This is a genomic window from Luteolibacter yonseiensis (assembly GCF_016595465.1).
Taxonomy (GTDB): domain Bacteria; phylum Verrucomicrobiota; class Verrucomicrobiia; order Verrucomicrobiales; family Akkermansiaceae; genus Luteolibacter; species Luteolibacter yonseiensis.
In genome coordinates this window covers 946814-962467 of sequence record NZ_JAENIK010000012.1, presented here as the reverse complement: position 1 = coordinate 962467, position 15654 = coordinate 946814, and the positions used below count along the sequence as shown (strand labels likewise).

16 protein-coding genes are annotated in these 15654 nt (G+C 59.6%); 4 read left to right on the top strand and 12 right to left on the bottom strand.

The window, feature by feature from the left end:
• The first annotated feature begins 4 nt into the window (after positions 1–4).
• Together JIN84_RS19750 and JIN84_RS19745 are read left to right on the top strand one after the other, a co-directional pair.
• A complete protein-coding gene (locus JIN84_RS19750; RefSeq protein WP_200352793.1) occupies positions 5–1069 on the top strand; it encodes an alpha-E domain-containing protein in 1065 nt (354 codons plus the stop codon).
• A gap of 22 nt (positions 1070–1091) precedes the next feature.
• On the top strand, positions 1092–1934 hold the full coding sequence (locus JIN84_RS19745; RefSeq protein ID WP_200352792.1) for a transglutaminase family protein: 843 nt from the start codon (positions 1092–1094) through the stop codon (positions 1932–1934).
• Position 1935: 1 nt separating this feature from the next.
• Here the strand turns inward: JIN84_RS19745 and JIN84_RS19740 are convergent, their stop codons facing one another.
• Positions 1936–2268 carry a hypothetical protein gene (locus JIN84_RS19740; protein WP_200352791.1) on the bottom strand — a complete coding sequence of 111 codons (333 nt, stop codon included), beginning with the start codon at positions 2266–2268 and terminating at the stop codon, positions 1936–1938.
• Positions 2269–2365: 97 nt separating this feature from the next.
• Between JIN84_RS19740 and JIN84_RS19735 the strand changes: the two genes are divergently transcribed.
• Entirely contained in the window at positions 2366–2590 is a 225-nt protein-coding gene (locus JIN84_RS19735) for a hypothetical protein (protein WP_200352790.1), read from the top strand.
• An 88-nt stretch (positions 2591–2678) separates the two neighbouring features.
• The gene (locus tag JIN84_RS19730) at positions 2679–4319 is read left to right on the top strand and encodes a c-type cytochrome domain-containing protein (protein WP_200352789.1); all 1641 of its coding nucleotides are present in this window, start codon (positions 2679–2681) and stop codon (positions 4317–4319) included.
• Between the two features lie 447 nt (positions 4320–4766).
• Here the strand turns inward: JIN84_RS19730 and JIN84_RS19725 are convergent, their stop codons facing one another.
• The 11 genes from JIN84_RS19725 to fabG all read right to left on the bottom strand — a co-directional run bounded on the left by JIN84_RS19725 (position 4767) and on the right by fabG (position 15613).
• Positions 4767–6350: an Rne/Rng family ribonuclease gene (locus JIN84_RS19725; protein ID WP_200352788.1), complete on the bottom strand. Its 1584-nt coding sequence runs from the start codon at positions 6348–6350 to the stop codon at positions 4767–4769.
• Positions 6351–6399: 49 nt separating this feature from the next.
• Positions 6400–8622: a peptidoglycan D,D-transpeptidase FtsI family protein gene (locus JIN84_RS19720; RefSeq protein ID WP_200352787.1), complete on the bottom strand. Its 2223-nt coding sequence runs from the start codon at positions 8620–8622 to the stop codon at positions 6400–6402.
• Position 8623: 1 nt separating this feature from the next.
• A complete protein-coding gene (locus JIN84_RS19715; protein WP_200352786.1) occupies positions 8624–9211 on the bottom strand; it encodes a hypothetical protein in 588 nt (195 codons plus the stop codon).
• Positions 9208–10029: a rod shape-determining protein MreC gene (mreC, locus tag JIN84_RS19710; RefSeq protein WP_200352785.1), complete on the bottom strand. Its 822-nt coding sequence runs from the start codon at positions 10027–10029 to the stop codon at positions 9208–9210. Before mreC ends, JIN84_RS19715 begins: the two co-directional genes overlap by 4 nt.
• A 28-nt stretch (positions 10030–10057) precedes the next feature.
• Positions 10058–11086: a rod shape-determining protein gene (locus tag JIN84_RS19705; protein WP_200352784.1), complete on the bottom strand. Its 1029-nt coding sequence runs from the start codon at positions 11084–11086 to the stop codon at positions 10058–10060.
• 233 nt (positions 11087–11319) lie between these two features.
• Positions 11320–11727 carry a hypothetical protein gene (locus tag JIN84_RS19700; protein WP_200352783.1) on the bottom strand — a complete coding sequence of 136 codons (408 nt, stop codon included), beginning with the start codon at positions 11725–11727 and terminating at the stop codon, positions 11320–11322.
• Positions 11724–12287: a hypothetical protein gene (locus tag JIN84_RS19695; protein WP_200352782.1), complete on the bottom strand. Its 564-nt coding sequence runs from the start codon at positions 12285–12287 to the stop codon at positions 11724–11726. Before JIN84_RS19695 ends, JIN84_RS19700 begins: the two co-directional genes overlap by 4 nt.
• 119 nt (positions 12288–12406) lie before the next feature.
• Positions 12407–13201 carry a ParA family protein gene (locus JIN84_RS19690; protein ID WP_200352781.1) on the bottom strand — a complete coding sequence of 265 codons (795 nt, stop codon included), beginning with the start codon at positions 13199–13201 and terminating at the stop codon, positions 12407–12409.
• A gap of 81 nt (positions 13202–13282) precedes the next feature.
• The gene (locus JIN84_RS19685) at positions 13283–14158 is read right to left on the bottom strand and encodes a trypsin-like serine protease (protein WP_200352780.1); all 876 of its coding nucleotides are present in this window, start codon (positions 14156–14158) and stop codon (positions 13283–13285) included.
• Between the two features lie 102 nt (positions 14159–14260).
• Positions 14261–14737 carry a SixA phosphatase family protein gene (locus JIN84_RS19680; RefSeq protein WP_200352779.1) on the bottom strand — a complete coding sequence of 159 codons (477 nt, stop codon included), beginning with the start codon at positions 14735–14737 and terminating at the stop codon, positions 14261–14263.
• A 129-nt stretch (positions 14738–14866) separates the two neighbouring features.
• Positions 14867–15613 (bottom strand): 3-oxoacyl-[acyl-carrier-protein] reductase, encoded by a 747-nt coding sequence (fabG, locus tag JIN84_RS19675; protein ID WP_200352778.1) that lies wholly within the window; start codon positions 15611–15613, stop codon positions 14867–14869.
• Between the last annotated feature and the right edge of the window lie 41 nt (positions 15614–15654).

Here is a 15654-nt window from a genome sequence, read left to right as displayed (position 1 = left end):
CATTATGCTTTCACGTGTTGCCAACACTTTGTACTGGATGGTCCGCTATGTGGAGCGGGCCGACAATCTCGCACGCCTCATCGATGTCAACCAACAGCTGCTGCTGGATTTCGAACGCCTCGACAGCGAACGCCTCAGCGGCTTCTGGCAGCCCATCATCCTGAGCACGGGTGACGAGGAGGCCTTTGGAAAACTCTACGATGACTCCGGCAGCGACGAGGTCATCCGTTATCTGACGGACGATCCGCGCAACCCGAACAGCATCACGTCCTGCATCGCGCTCGCGCGTGAGAACGCGCGGACGGTGCGGGACCAGTTGTCCGACGAGCTGTGGGAAGAGCTGAACGCGTTGTATCTCTTTTCCCGATCCTCCGAGGCGCAGAGGTTGATCAAATACGATCCTCCGCGCTACTATGAGAACATCCGCCGCTCCGCGGTGACATTCCTCGGCATCGCTTCCTCCACCACACGGCGGAACGAGGCTTGGGAATTCATGGAGCTGGGCCGCCACCTCGAACGGGCGGACAAGACCACCCGTTTCCTCGATGTTTCCAGCTATCTTCCCCCTGGTGAGGATGGCATGGAAGCCGCCTCGCCCGGCATCCTCCACTGGACCGCGATCCTCCGGTCATGCGGTGCGATGGGAGCCTATCGTGCGCTGCAACAGGAAATCAACGCACGGGGAGTGACGGATTTCCTGATGTTTTCCAGTGATTTCCCACGGTCCGTCCGCTACTGTATCGAACGCGTGGACATCTCACTCCACCGGATTTCGGGTACGCCCCGTGGCGCGTTTTCAAATGAGGCGGAGCGCGAGTCCGGGCGTTTGCTCTCCGATCTGAACTTCGGCTCGGCGGAGGAGGTGTCGAAGACCGGGCTGCATGATTATCTGGACGGCCTCCAAAGCCGCTTCAACCACATCGGTGGCGAGATTTTCGAAACCTACGTCCTCATGCCGGAGCGCGTGCAGGTCAGTCCCGGGCCAAAACCTCCAACCATGTCGGATGTCGCCGCATGGCAATTGCAACAACAGCAACAACAACAGCAGCGGAGTGAACCAAATCTCTGAGCCGCTCCAGTCCACGGTCGGGATGAAACTCGCGGTCTTCCACAGGACCACGTTCATCTATTCCTTCCCTGTGACGCACAGTGTGAACACGCTGCATCTGGAACCCCGGACGTTTCCTTATCAGAAGACCATCAGCGCGCTCATCCGTGTGATTCCCGCCACGCGGGTGAGGAGGTTCACGGATCTGTTCCAGAACATCACCCAGCATTTCGAACTGCCGGGACCACACACGCGGTTGGAAATCGAAAGCAGGATCCGCGTGCACAATCTTCCCCTGGACATATCCCAGGCAAGCCGCGAGGCGACGTCGCAGGGCTACAATGACCCGTCCATCCGGGAGCAGATCTGGCAATATCTCCAGGAAAGCCGCTGGGTTTCCCGCCACCCGGAGGTATGGCGGGAGGCGTTGGACATCACCCGGGGATTTTCATCGGTCTTCGACCAATCGATGGCCATCATGTCATGGATCCACCGTGAGTTCGCTTATGAGCAGGGGGTGACCACCGTAAACACCCACCTGGAGGAGGCGTTTGAAATGAAGCGCGGCGTTTGCCAGGACTTCACCCATGTCATGCTCGGTCTCTGCCGTGCGGTGAATATCCCGGCACGCTATGCCTCGGGTTACCTTTACAATGGCCCGCGCGACACGCTGGTGGGAGCGCAGGCCTCCCATGCCTGGGCGGAGATCTACATCCCCGCCGCCGGCTGGATCGGCTTTGATCCGACGAACAACACGCTGGCGGACGAACGCTACGTCAAGGTGGCCGTCGGTCGCGACTACGAGGATGTCACGCCCGTGAGGGGCAACTACCGTGGCACCGGCCACTGCCGGATGGAAGTCCAGGTCGAGGTGGAGAAAATCTGACTCAGAAGGGCTTGTTCAGACCAAGCCATGCCGCCGCCACCCCTGCGGCGATGCAGAGGCCGAGCACGACCGGGCCGGGAAGCACCCCGCGCTTTGACAGAGCGGGCGCACCTCCGATGAACAGCCAGAGGCCGAGTTTCACCATCCACCAATAAGCATCCATCGGTGGTTTTTTCAACATGGCGAAGCCAATGAGCAGGATCAGCACCAGCGAGATGCCATGGAGCGCGGAGGCGCCCTTTTTACCGGATCCTCCGAGCATGATGGCTCCGAGGGATGAAAACAGCGCGATCACACCGCCGACGTGGAGAGTTTTGAGCAAGAGGATGTCCATGGTGGAATAAGGTTGCCCGGAGTCTCTCCGCCGCCGTGGAACGAGGCAAGGATGATCCTTGGTTGCTTCGCTTTGGAATCATGATAGCTTTCAGGTCATGAAAAGGCGCATCGCTTGGGTTCTTGCCACCGTATCGGGCCTCTATCTGCTCGTCGCCGTGCCCATTCCCGATCCGCTGCCGATTGTTGATGAAGCGACGGCGCTGCTGATTTTCGTAAAATCCATGGCCTATCTGGGGTATGACGTGACGCGGTGGATTCCTTTCATGAAAAAGGCGAAACGCGGCAAACCCTCTCATTCCGGCCCGACGGTCGATGTTTGAGACGCCCTGCTGAAGCATCCCCATTTATGGAGGTAGCGGAATTTTCACTGGAAGAATCTCCGCGACCCAAGCGTAATAGCCGCACTCTATGGCTGACACCGCACTCCTCACCCGGCGCACAAAACCTTGGGCTCTCACCTTCTTCAGCTTGCTCGCCATCGGCGGTTTGGTGGCCATGCCCTTCATCGCAGGGGAACCGGATGGTGACAAGATGCCGGACATCGTGCGGTTCATCGGCCACTTCCACCCGGTGCTGCTGCACCTGCCCATCGGAGTCTTCATGCTCATCATTGTGCAGGAATTGGGAGCGATTTTCGGCAGGCGGCATCACGAAAGCGTGGCTAATACTTCGATGTTCCCCTTGTTCTTCGGGGCGGCCAGCTCGATCGTCGCGGTCATCGCCGGTTTCCTGCTTTATCAAGGGCATGGGGACGACTACACCGGCAATGCCATCGCCGAGCGCCATCTGTGGGGCGGTTTGGCTTTTGCCGTCGCCGCGGTCCTGACCTTCGTTTTGAAAGCATGGACCGTCGCGCTGGGAGGGAATGCGGCGTTCTACAGATTGCTGTTGTTCGCGAGCGTCAGCATCATGGGGTTCGCCAGCCATGATGGCGCGTCACTTACTCACGGGGAGGATTATCTGACCAAATACGCGCCGGATCCCATTCGCAGTGCGTTGGGCCTGAAAATCAAAGATTCCGACAAGTCTCCGACGATCAAGGGGACCTCGGATCCAGCCGTAGACGCAAAGCCAAACGAAGCTCCGGCGGGAGGTGCCGGCACCCCCGCCGCACCCGTCGCCGCAGGAGGAGCTCCGGAAGGTTCAGTCTACGAAACGATCATTCATCCCATGTTCGAGCGCCGTTGTGTCCAGTGCCACAAACCCGGCAAGGCCAAAGGCAAGTATCGCATGGACACCTACGAAGTGTTGGTGAAGGGCGGTAAGGATGGAGCCGGCCTGGTTCCTGGCAAGCCTGCCGAAAGCAACGTGCTCATCCGCATGGAACTTCCCGAGGATGATGAGGACCGCATGCCGCCGGAAGGCAAAAAGGGCCTGGAGGCCCATGAGCTCGCGGTCGTGAAATGGTGGATCGAGACGGGTGCTGATCCGAAGAAGACTCTTGGGGATTTCACCGTTCCTGCGGAGATCAAGGAATCGCTCTCGAAAATCGCTCCCGGCGGCCCTGCTCCAAGTGCGGAACCGGAAGCCGCCGAAGGAGAGGAAGCCCATCACGCGCCTGCGGCGAAGCAGGATGACGCCCTCAAAAACGCCGTGGCGGCGATTTCCAAGGAATTTCCCGGAGCGTTGAGCTTCGAGTCCCAGCAATCCACCCTTTTGACTTTCACCGCCGTTTCGCTGCGCGGAAACTTGGATGACGCGGGGTTCAAGAAGCTGGAAGCCGTGACTCCCCAGTTCGTCACGGTGGATCTCTCCGCCACAAAGGTTACGGACCAGGCGGTGGTGCAGCTTGAGTCGGCGAAGAGCCTGCGTCTCGTCCGCTTGGCGGAGACAGGCATCACTGATGCCGCCATCGACACTCTTTTGAAACTGCCGGCTCTCGAGTCCATCAATCTTTACGGCACGAAAGTCACGGATGCCGGAGTGGGCAAGCTCGCCACGATGTCCGGTCTCAAGCGCCTCTACCTGTGGAAGACCGCTGTCACTCCCGAAGCGATCAAGGCGTTGCAGGAGAAGCTTCCGGGGTGCGAGATCGTGACGGGATTGTAAAGATCGGGCATTCCTTTCGCTACTCGATTTTCGCGGGACAGAATGTCCCCGGAGCAGTTGTCAGAATGACGACGCGCCGACGGCTCGCGGAAAGGAGGGCGTTCATCCTGAACGCCGGGTGCCGTGGACATCCTGTCCAGCGGCGGGATGGAAACTTGGATCCATATTCAACCGATCGGCTCAATCTGAAAGGCAACTGCGCGTTGGTATTGTTTCATGCGAAATGGAGTGCCGAACGCCGGTCATGATGTTTCCAGGTGTCAGGGCACCCACCGGCTTCAGTCGATAGGGAGAGGGCATCCTGTCGGGACCCAAGCCAGGCGGTGGCCGAGGACAAAATTCCGGATGTCGGCCGCCCGGATATATAAAAACAAATCGGGAGCAGCGAATGGTATCCGCTGCTCCCGATCAGGACGAGCTGTGACAGATGTCACAACCCCGGGTGATTCATTGATCGATCGTCTTTTCCGTCGCGGCGTCAATGACGAGGAAGCGTTCGCGGTTCATCGTCGGATCGGAGCGGAAGATGAGACGTCCGGAGTGGGAGCGTTCCAGTTCGCCGAGCAGCTTGGAGTCCTCGCTCTTGAAGCGGTTGAGAACATCGCTGTTCACGATGACGATCAGGTCGCCGACGTTGTCGCGATGCTTCTGGATGATGGTGTTGAGGCGGCGCTGGATCTCGATGGACATGGTCATCGGGGTCTTCACGCGGGCGCGGCCCTGGCAATAGGGGCATGGCTCGTACATCGAGTCCCGCAGGGATTCGTTAAGCCGCTGGCGCGTCATTTCCATGAGGCCGACGGGTGAGATCTGCAGGACCTGGGTCTTGGCCTTGTCCTTTTTCAGGCGTTCCTTGATGGCCTTGTAAACCGTCTGCTGGTCCTTGCGGTGGCGCATGTCGATGAGGTCGATGACGACCAGACCACCGATGTTCCGGAGGCGGAGCTGGCGGGCGACCTCGACGGCGGCCTCGACGTTGGTTTCGAGGATCATCTTGTCCACGTCCTTCGAGCCGCGGTTGCGTCCCGTGTTGACGTCCACCGCGATGAGGGCCTCGGTCTCGTCGATGACGATGTAGCCGCCGCATTTCAGCCACACCTGGCGGGAGAATGCCTCGTCGATCTGTTTCTGGATGCCGACTTTTTCGAAAATCGGCTGGGTGGTGGACGGCATGTAATGTACGCGGCGCTTGGCACGGCGGGAGATTTTTCCGGCGATGTTGCGGATCATCTCGGTCGTTTCGGCGTCATCGCACATGACCTGGTCGATCTCATCGGTAAGGAAATCCCGGGCGGTGCGTTCGATGAGGCCGGGTTCCTGGAAGATGCAGGCCGGAGCGGGGTTGTTCACACGGCGGGCTTCGATCTCGTCCCACTGCTCGAGCAGCATGTGGAGGTCCCTGACGAAGTGGCGGGCTCGGGTGCCTTGGGCGACGGTCCGCATGATGATGCCCATGCCTTCGGGGACGGCGAGTTTCTGCACGATTTTCCGCAGACGGGCGCGTTCCTTCGGGTCCTCGATTTTACGGGAGATGCCGAATTGCTCGGTGTAGGGCATGAGGACGAGGTAGCGTCCCGCCATGGAAATGTTCGTCGTGACCCGTGGGCCCTTGGTGCCGATCGGCCCCTTGGAAACCTGGATCACGATTTCCGAACCGATGGGATAGATGTCCGGAATGTCCTTGGAGGTGATCTTTTTCTGCTGCTTCTTCTTGCCCTCGCGCTGGATCTCCTCCAGTCCGCCGTCGAGCGCGGCGGGGATGGCGTCCCAGAAGTGAAGGAAGGCGTTCTTGTCCAGGCCGATGTCCACGAACATGGCCTTCAAGCCGCCTTCGATGTTTTTGACACGGCCTTTGAAAATGCCTCCGACGATGTTCTGGTCTCCTTCCCGCTCGACAGTGTATTCTTCGAGCACGCCGTCTTCGAGGAGAGCGACGCGGCGCTCGAGTTTCTCTACGTTGACGACGATGGAATTCCCCCTCGACGGGTCGGGCTTGCCGATGCCGAGGAGTCTCTTGATGTGTTGGATCATGTTAATGGTGATAAAGGGGTTGAGGGTTGATTTAGGGTTTTTGGGGAAGTTAGTCTTCTTTCACAGGCAGGGCCTTGGGTATGACGGAACCTTCCGCATCCGCGGCAGGGGTGACTGTGGGAAGAGGGATGGTGTCGGTGACCGGCTCGGGCTGGATGGTCGGCGGAACATCGCCGGACTCCTCTCCGGTTTCTCCGACTTCCTCCTCGGTGGCGGGAGGAATCTCCGCGGCGACCGCGCTGATGGCCTCCGGAGCGGGGGAGGTGTCTCCGGCTTCGACGGCGGCGATGGCTTCCGGTGTGATCTCGATGGCCTTGATGTTCTCACCGATGTAGCCCGGCACCTTGGTCTGGGGTTTCAGCGGGAGCCGGATGCCTTTGAGGTCCCGGGCGAACAGGCCGCGATAGACGAGATTGACGAGGGGGCCGACGACGGCACCGCCGGATTGGGCGTTCTGGACCATGATACAGACGGCGTACTTCGGATTCTCGTAGGGAGCGAAACTCATGATCCACGAGGTGTTCGTGAATTTACCGAATTCAGTGGCCTGGGCCGTGCCGCTTTTGGAAGCGGCGACGATGTTGGGAAGTTTCACTTTTCCGGAAGTGCCGCCCCTTTCGTTGGTGGACATGAACATGCCCTTGCGGATGAGTTCGAAATCGGCGGGTTTGATACCGGCTTTGATGAGATCGATCTGAAGTTTCGGAGTATCCGCCACAAGCACCTTGCCACTTTCCGAGATGACCTCCTTGACGACACGGGGCTGGTAATACTTTCCTCCGTTTGCGACACAGGCGGCGACGGAGCATACCTGGAGAGGAGTGGCCATGGATTGTCCCTGGCCGATGGAAAGCATGGCGACGGCGTGATCCGTCAGCGCTTCATTCGGATAGGCGGCGCGCCATGCGCGGCTGCCGGTCAGGATGCCGGAATCTTCCGAGGGAAGTTCGATCCCCGTGCGTTTGCCGATGTTCACCATGGAGCAGCCTTCGATGAGGGCGTCCCGGGGCATGGAGTTGGCGAGGTGGTTGAAATAGGGATTGCAGGAGTGCTGGATGGCTTCGGAGATATTCTGACCTCCGTGGCTGCTGTTGTGAGGAGGCCGTCCGATCCAGCACTTCACCCGCGCGTTGCCATACGAGACATAGCCGTTGCAGGTGTAGTGCTTGTTCGCCATGTTGACGAGAGCCGCCGAGATGGAGATGGGGATCTTCATGGTGGATCCCGGTGGGAACGGGGAAATCGCGCGGTTGGTGAGAGGGGCCAGCTTGTTGTGGTTGTAACCGTCGAAGTTGGACTGGGAAATCGTGGGGTAGAAGTCGTTCGGGTTCAGATCCGGAATGGACGCCATGGCGAGGACTTCACCGGTATTCACATCCATGATGACGCCCGCCGCCCGGCCTGCGTAGCGCAGGGTGTTTTCGAGCAAGTATTGGACGGGTGCGTCGATAGCGAGTTTCACCTTCGCTCCGCTGCCCGGCTTGGTGTAGTCTGACATGCGGATGGTGCGGCCTTTTTCATCCTTCACCACCGCCTTCTGGCCTTCCGGACCTTGCAGGTATTTGTCCATCGTCGCCTCCACCCCTGCGATGCCCTTGTCATCACCGATATAGTGGTCGTATTTGCGCATGGCGCTTTCCGGGACATCGCCTTTTTTCCATTTGGTGATGTAGCCGAGGACATGGCTGGCGAGCGCGCCATAAGGATAATCGCGCTGGGGCCGGAGGCTCAGGTAGACACCCGGCAGGTCGAGATTGTGTTCGGCGAATTTCGCGAACTCCTCATAGGTGAGGTCGGAGCGGTAGCTGAAGGGCACCAGCCCGCCGTGGGTGATGTAGTGGGTGCGGAGTTCCTTGGCATTGTAGGGTCTCGCGAGGTCCAGCCCGGGCGCTCCGAGAATCCTCACCGGTCCGTCGGTCACGATGGCGACGATGTCTTTCTCGACACGTTTGCGCGACATGCCGTCCTCCTTCGTAAGCTTTTCGATCTCCGGATCCTCATGCTGGGCGAGATAAGCCTGGCGGATTTCGTCGAGATTCAGGGATACCTCGTAGTTGCGGACGTTCTTGGCGAGGGTGATGCCGTTGCGGTCCGTGATTTCGCCACGGATGCCGGGTTCGCGGACGGTGACGGTGCGGTTGCCGGGGACTTTCCGAAGATACTCATCCCGATTGACGATCTGGAATTCGTGCAACCGCGACAACAACCCGCCGAAGCCCACAAGGATGAGGGCGGTGAGAAGATAGAGTCTGAGGCGGTAGCTGGGTTCCATGTCAGAAAGAGCGGCGGCGTTTTTTCTTCGCAGCTTCGGGGTTGATGGAATGGTTGCAGGCCCGGGCGACGCGGAACAGCAACCAGAAGATGAGAGGGGAAAAAAGCATGGTCAGCAGCGATGTGAAAAGCATCTGGGTGACCGTGGTTTTCGAGAGGACGAAATCGCCGCGGACGAAGTTGATGATGGCGTATTCGGCGGCAAGGTAGAGGAAGATCGCGATGCCGGAGAGCAGCGCGGAGAAATGCCATTTCCCTTGTTTGAAAAGGGGCTGGATGCCCTGCATGAGGAAACCCATGGCGGCGAAAAGGAAGATCGAATAACCGAAGCGCAGCGACTCGACCTGCTGGGTGTAAACCTCCGGATCTCCGCCGTGCGGGCCCAGCCAGCAATGGGCGTCCCAGAAAAATCCGCCGATGAAGGCGAGCAGCAGCATGGTCGGCTGGCCGACGGTGACGGCGGAGCAGAGGAACACCAGCTGCACCAGCAGGATCCTCGAGTGGTGGATGCCCGTGAACGCGGGCAGGAACTGCTGGACGACGAAGGCCGCGAGCAGAAGCAGGATGGTGATGAACGAATAACGGATCACGGACTGTCAGTATCGGCGGAGAGCACGACGAAAACCGTGCTGAGATCCGCGAAGTTCACCGATGGCCGGACGAGAGCTTCGGAATCCAGCGCGCCTTTTTCGACGGAATCGATGGTTCCTAATAAGATGTTTGGCTGGAAGATTCCTCCCCGGCCTGTGGTGTAAACTTTCTGGCCCTTGTGGAGGGCGGCATCTGTCGAGAGGAAACGCAGGCGGAGGAGGGGATTCCCGTCGAAGCGGCCGCGCTGGCCACTGAGGATTCCCACTTCCGGAGAGCCGTCCACCCGGGCGGAGACCTGGCATTTCTCATCGGTCAGCAGCAGCACGGACGCGCGGTTCTGATCCTTGTAAATGCGGTCGATCTTGCCGACGAGACCTTCGTTCGAAAGCACGGCGAGCTGGGTGCCGATGCCCCGTTCCTCACCGGCGTCGATGTCCACGGTCTGCCACCAGGTGGTGGGGTGGCGGCGGATGACATTCGCCGCGACGACATCGAAGTTCGTGGCCTTCTTGAAATCGAGCGCGTGTCGGAGCTGCGCGTTGTCCATTTCCAGATCCTTGTAGAGCGAGTTCTTCACCCGCAGGGCGCCGAGTTCCCCGCGCAGGGTTTCCACTTCCACCTCGAGTTCCTTCGAATGGCGGGTCTCGTCGAGAAACCTGCGGGCCTGGGTTTCCATTTTGGACCCGGATTTCAAAAACGGAGCCATCGCGGAAAAGTACAATTCCTGGACCTCGCGCACGGCGCGGTCACTTTGGGTGAATGCCCAGACAGCTCCTCCGAGGAACAGCAGCAGGGCGATGAGATTGAGCGGCTTCATGGCCGGGTTTGGCTTTGGGTGGGACCGCTCAGCGATCCGAGTTCGCTACCCGCTTCAGCAACGCAAGCTCCTGAAGCGCCTTGCCCGTGCCCTCCGCCACCGCGCTGAGGGGGTCCTCCGCGATGTGGACGGGCAGCCCGGTTTCCTCGCGCAGCAGGCGGTCAAGCCCTTTGAGCAAGGCTCCTCCACCCGCCAGCACGATGCCCCGGTCGACGAGATCCGAGGCAAGTTCCGGTGGGCAGCGTTCCAGAGTGGTGCGGACCGCGTCAACAATGGTGCTGAGCGGGTCGGCCATGGCTTCGCGGATTTCCTGCGAGGTGATGGTGATGGTTTTCGGAAGGCCGGCGACGAGGTCCCGGCCCTTGACCTCCATGGTCATTTCCTTGGGAAGGGGGGCGGCGGAGCCCAGGCGGATCTTGATTTCCTCCGAAGTGCGCTCGCCGATCATGAGGTTGTAGGCGCGCTTCATGTACTGGATGATCGCCTCGTCCAGCTCATCGCCCGCGGTGCGGACGGAGCGGGCGTAAACAATGCCGGAGAGGGAGATAAGCGCCACTTCCGTGGTTCCTCCACCGATGTCCACGATCATGTTTCCCGAGGCTTCCTGAACCGGAAGCCCCACGCCGATCGCGGCCGCCATGGGTTCCTCGATGAGGTAAACCTCGCGCGCACCGGCCTGCAAGGCCGACTCGCGAACCGCGCGGCGTTCGACTTCGGTGATGCCGGAGGGAATGGCGATGAGCACCCGTGGGGTGGAGCGGCGGCCTTTGTTCACCTTCTTGATGAAGTGGCGGAGCATCGCCTCGGTGACTTCGAAATCCGCGATGACACCATCCTTCAGCGGACGGATGGCGACAATATTGCCAGGCGTCCGGCCGAGCATGCGTTTTGCATCGTCACCGACCGCAAGCACTTCGTTGGTGCCCGCCTTGACCGCGACGACGGACGGCTCGCGCAGGACGATGCCGTGATCCTTGACGTTGATGAGGGTGTTCGCAGTGCCTAGATCGATGCCGATGTCATTTGAGAATAGGTTGCCAAAAAGCTTTTTGAACATGGATGGTGTTGAAAATGAAAGAGTAGTATAAAAAGTGGGAAAGTGGTTCTCGGGGAGTCGGGTGCCGTTTTGGTTTGTTGTGTGACCAAAAAGGAAGGCGGGCTGCCTTTAAGAGAATGGGAAAACCTCATCATTCGCCGTCTCAAGGTCAAGCGAGAATCCGTGTTCCTCATTTTAACCGCCAACGTTCCACGCGCTCCACATCAGCGAGCCGGGGAATCGGAGGAAACACGTCACTCCCCGGGATTTCTGACAGGGGAAAGTGAGTCAGGAACGGACCCCTCCGGGGGAGCGGACGGGTTCACGCGGATGGTGACCGAGGATGAGACATAGTCCGCAAAATCTTCATTCCAGAATTCCAAGGTGCCGGTCCAAATGCCTGCCTTTACCGCTTTCAGCGAGATATCCGCAGTGAAGGTTTGGCCGGGAAGGAGGATTTCAGACCATTCGAGCGAAATTTCATCATCGTAAATGGAATTGGCGACCGGCTTGGGAACCGCATCCAGGTATTCGAACCCTTTGTTCAAATTGTCTCCCAGAGAGATGCTTTCAAGGAACAGGGGGGAGTCACTTGGATTGGTGACCTCCACATGGAGGGTGAAATCCTCACCCAAAGCGACGGAGGGTGGAACCTTGATCACGTGTGAGAAAGGTGGTTTTTCGGTCTCGTCGTCCTTTTCCGTGTTCTGGGGACGATCTCCGGGGGCGTTGACGCGGATGGTCGTGGTAGAGGTGATGTAGGCTTGGGACGGGGTATGGAAATCGATGTCGCCGGTCCAGGTGCCGGGTTTGACCGCTTCCAGATCGAATGCGACATCCAGCGTCTCATCCCGGGAGAGTGTTTTTTGTGAAAAGTATAGCTGGAGCCGCTGCCAAGCTGGCGGGCCACCGAGGCGTCGGGGGAAACACCGACCACTTTGAATCCGTCAAAGAGTGAATCGCTGATGCCGATGTTATCAAGACTCTGGACCACGTCATCCGGGTTGCGGATCTTCACATGGAGGGTGATCACCTCTCCCACCTCGGCATGGGATGGGGCATCGATCTTCACGGCGAAGGTAGGAGTGTTCCGCGAGAAATAATGGCTGACTCCGGTGAGTCCGACGATCCACAATATGGAAACCACCACGGTTGTGATGATCGCCGTGATGACGATCACCGGGGCTTTCCGGGCTCGAGGTCTCAGCGGAGGTTCATTCACGTGAATGTCGTGGGGGGAGTTTGCACGTTGGATAATGACCCGTCCGGCCATTGGATTTCATTCCATCGGGACGGAACCGCGATGGAGCCGGAAGAATGGTTTTATTTGCGAACGGGCGTCTAACGCGCCGCCAGCGAGGGGCTTGGCACGGCGTGACGTCTCAGGAACTCGTCCGCCAGGGCACCGTATGCCTGCGCCCCGAGCCCGGTCTCATCGTGCTCGAAAATGGTTTTTCCATGGCTGGGGGCCTCACCGATCCGGATGGTCCGGGGAATCATGGTCGTATACATCTGCTCCGGGAAAAACCGGGACACTTCTTCCACCACCTGTCGCGAGAGCAGGGTGCGGCCGTCATACATCGTCATCACGATTCCTTCCAAGGTCAGGTTCGGATTCGCGTCCGAGCCACGGATCTGGTCGATGACATGGACGATTTTCGCCAGCCCTTCCAAGCCGAACCACTCACATTGGAGCGGGATGAGGATTTCATCCGCCGCAGCCAGTGCCGAAGTCATCAGGACGCCCAGTGATGGCGGGGTGTCGAGGATGCAGTATTCGAACAAGTCGTTCGGTTTCAGTCCTTGGAGGATGTTTCTCAGCCGGGTGAGATGGTCGTCGCTGCGGGCCAGTTCGATTTCCACGCCCGCCAGGTCCATTTCGGAAGGGACCAGAGAGAGGTTTTCCCGTCCGGTGGGGACGATCTGCTGGTGCACGGTCGCCTCATTCGTCAGCACGGGATACATGCTGCTTCCGTCCGGCACCTCGATGCCGAGGCCGCTGGTACAGTTCGCCTGTGGGTCGAGATCGACCAGAAGCACCCGCTGGCCCCGCAAGGCGAGGGCGGCGGAGAGATTCAGGGCGGTGGTGGTTTTACCCACTCCACCTTTTTGGTTGGCGACGGCGACGACTTTCATTCGGAAAACAGATGTCAGGGACAAGCGCACTCTCCCGGCTCACCGCGCCGGTGGCAATCAAAACCGCAGGGTGAATGAAAATCACCTCCGCCGCACCAGCCCGAGGAGCCCGCCCAAGGCGCACAACCACAACACGCCGGGCTCCGGAACGGCGGAAATGCCCGTGGCCGAGAAAATCCACGGGTAGAATTGCTGCAAATCCATCGCGCCACTGATGCCGCCGTATTTGGAATTCATCCCTCCCACATTCACATAACCGGAGTAACTGTTGATCCCGACCAGATAGCGCACCCCGCCTTCCGTGACGAACACCCCGCCGCCGCTGTCGCCCGGAGCGAGGGAACCTTCCAAACGCGTGGCCGCCGCGATGGAGTCCGCGCGGTTGATCGTGCCGTCGTGGTTGTCGAAGTCGGAGACGATCGAGGTATTCGTCAGACCATACTGTTCACCATAGAATTCGATGAGATTGGTGAACGCCCGCAGTTCGGGAGCTGAGGAGCTGACTCCGGTAATGCCGGTACCGGTGAAGCCGACGCCCACATAGGTCGCTTCCTTCCCGATGATGGATGACGGCTGGGCATAGCGGAACATCTGCGCGGGGCCGGCGGTCGTGACAGGTGCCGACAGATAGAGCAGTCCGAGATCATATGAATTGGAACCGGCGCTCAGGTAGTTCGGATGGGTCACGCTGCTGGAGATGGTATAGTCCACTCCGCCGACATTGAATGTATCGCCCGCTTGCTTGCCCAGGGCGACATGGGCCGCAGTGAGCACCCATTGGTTCGAGATCAGCACGCCGGAGCCGGTGATGCCGTTGCCCGCCACTTTTCCCACGCTCGGGTAAAGGGCTGCCTCGTCCCGGTAAGCCTGTGGATCGAGGGTATGGAGTGTGGTGGAGGCCTCTGCAGTGCAAGCCATCCCGATGATCACCATCAATGCGAAGCTGGGCGGTTTCATGACGAATCTGTTAGGTGGTGGACACGGCATGCGGCAAGGAGAATCGTGCGTGCCGTGTTTACCGTAACTGATCCGTCACACGGGATATAATGGATCTCTCCCTCAGGAATCCGCCGCCAGTTTCGGTGGGATCATGTAAACAAGCGATCCATACCGCGACGGAGGATTCAGTGACAGGCAGGTGAGACTGCCTTTCTTCACCACGATGCCGCCGCCATTCGCGCCGAGCACCCAGGCGATGAGTTGGGAGAAATCAGGCTCGTGTCCGACGATGGCCACCCGTTTGAAATCGCGGAACGCCGCGAGTTCCGCCAGCGCGGTCTCCGGTGACATGCCACAGGCGAGCCAGCCTTGGATGACCGCGCCCGGGATCTCCGCCGTCTGGCAGAATTCGTCCGCCGTCTGCCGGGCGCGGGTCAGCGGGCTTGTGAGGACGATTTCCGGCAGAGCCTTGGCGGCTTTCAACAAGCGCGCCGCACGGCGTGACTGGTCACGGCCCTTCTCCACCAGTTCCCGGGTGAAGTCGCCTCCGATGTTCATGTCTTCCGCCTTTCCGTGGCGCAGCAGGATGAGGTCCATGATTATAAATTCTAAATCTTAAGTATTAAATTCCAAACGAAGAGGGATCCGCGGGTTGGCTCCACGCGTGGACTTATCCGTTTTCTTCTCTTCCGCTTGGAATTCCGAATTTGGGATTTCATGCTTTTTTCACATCGTCATCCCGCCATCCACCGCGAAGACCTGTCCCGTGATATAGCGCGCTTCCTTGCTGGCGAGGAACGCGACCATCGCCGCGATGTCCTTGGTTTCGCCGAAGCTGCCGAGCGGGATGTTTCCGACGACCGCGTTTTTCTGCGCGTCGGTGAGTTCGTCGGTCATGTCGGTCTTGATGAATCCGGGAGCCACCGCGTTGCATGTCACCTGGCGGCCGGAAAGCTCGCGGGCGACGGCCTTGGTGAAGCCGATGAGACCCGCCTTGGAGGCGGAGTAGTTCGCCTGTCCGGCGTTTCCAATGATGCCGACGACGGAGGCGATGTTGATAATGCGCGGATCCTCGGCCTTCATCAGCGGCCGCATGAACGCCTTCACCGTGTTGAAAGCCCCTTTCAAGTTCGTGTCGAGGACGGTGTCCCAGTCCTCCTCCTTCATCCGCATGAGCAGGCCGTCGCGGGTGACGCCGGCGTTGTTCACGAGGATGTTCACCGCACCGATCTCGTCACCGATCTTCTTCGAGAGTTCCTGGACCGCCGCATGGTCCGCGACGTCCACCGCATAGGCCGTGCAGGAGCCGGGGAAATCCGCGTTGATTTCTTCAGCCGCTTTCCCACAGCTCGACTCGCTGCGGCTCACCACCGCGACCTTGGCGCCCTCGGCTGCGAGAGCACGGGCGATTTCCTGACCAATTCCACGGCCACCTCCGGTGACGACGGCGATTTTGTTTGCGAAGCGCTGCATGGCGCAAACCTGACGATCGGAAGGGGCGGGTGTCAATTCCG

Coding starts and splice junctions, on each gene's coding strand:
- JIN84_RS19725 (WP_200352788.1), bottom strand. CDS start 6,350: ATGATCCAACACATCAAGAGACTCCTCGGCATCGGCAAGCCCGACCCG.
- JIN84_RS19735 (WP_200352790.1), top strand. CDS start 2,366: ATGAAAAGGCGCATCGCTTGGGTTCTTGCCACCGTATCGGGCCTCTAT.
- JIN84_RS19705 (WP_200352784.1), bottom strand. CDS start 11,086: ATGTTCAAAAAGCTTTTTGGCAACCTATTCTCAAATGACATCGGCATC.
- JIN84_RS19685 (WP_200352780.1), bottom strand. CDS start 14,158: ATGAAACCGCCCAGCTTCGCATTGATGGTGATCATCGGGATGGCTTGC.
- JIN84_RS19680 (WP_200352779.1), bottom strand. CDS start 14,737: ATGGACCTCATCCTGCTGCGCCACGGAAAGGCGGAAGACATGAACATC.
- JIN84_RS19730 (WP_200352789.1), top strand. CDS start 2,679: ATGGCTGACACCGCACTCCTCACCCGGCGCACAAAACCTTGGGCTCTC.
- JIN84_RS19720 (WP_200352787.1), bottom strand. CDS start 8,622: ATGGAACCCAGCTACCGCCTCAGACTCTATCTTCTCACCGCCCTCATC.
- JIN84_RS19690 (WP_200352781.1), bottom strand. CDS start 13,201: ATGAAAGTCGTCGCCGTCGCCAACCAAAAAGGTGGAGTGGGTAAAACC.
- mreC (WP_200352785.1), bottom strand. CDS start 10,029: ATGAAGCCGCTCAATCTCATCGCCCTGCTGCTGTTCCTCGGAGGAGCT.
- JIN84_RS19745 (WP_200352792.1), top strand. CDS start 1,092: ATGAAACTCGCGGTCTTCCACAGGACCACGTTCATCTATTCCTTCCCT.
- fabG (WP_200352778.1), bottom strand. CDS start 15,613: ATGCAGCGCTTCGCAAACAAAATCGCCGTCGTCACCGGAGGTGGCCGT.
- JIN84_RS19750 (WP_200352793.1), top strand. CDS start 5: ATGCTTTCACGTGTTGCCAACACTTTGTACTGGATGGTCCGCTATGTG.
- JIN84_RS19740 (WP_200352791.1), bottom strand. CDS start 2,268: ATGGACATCCTCTTGCTCAAAACTCTCCACGTCGGCGGTGTGATCGCG.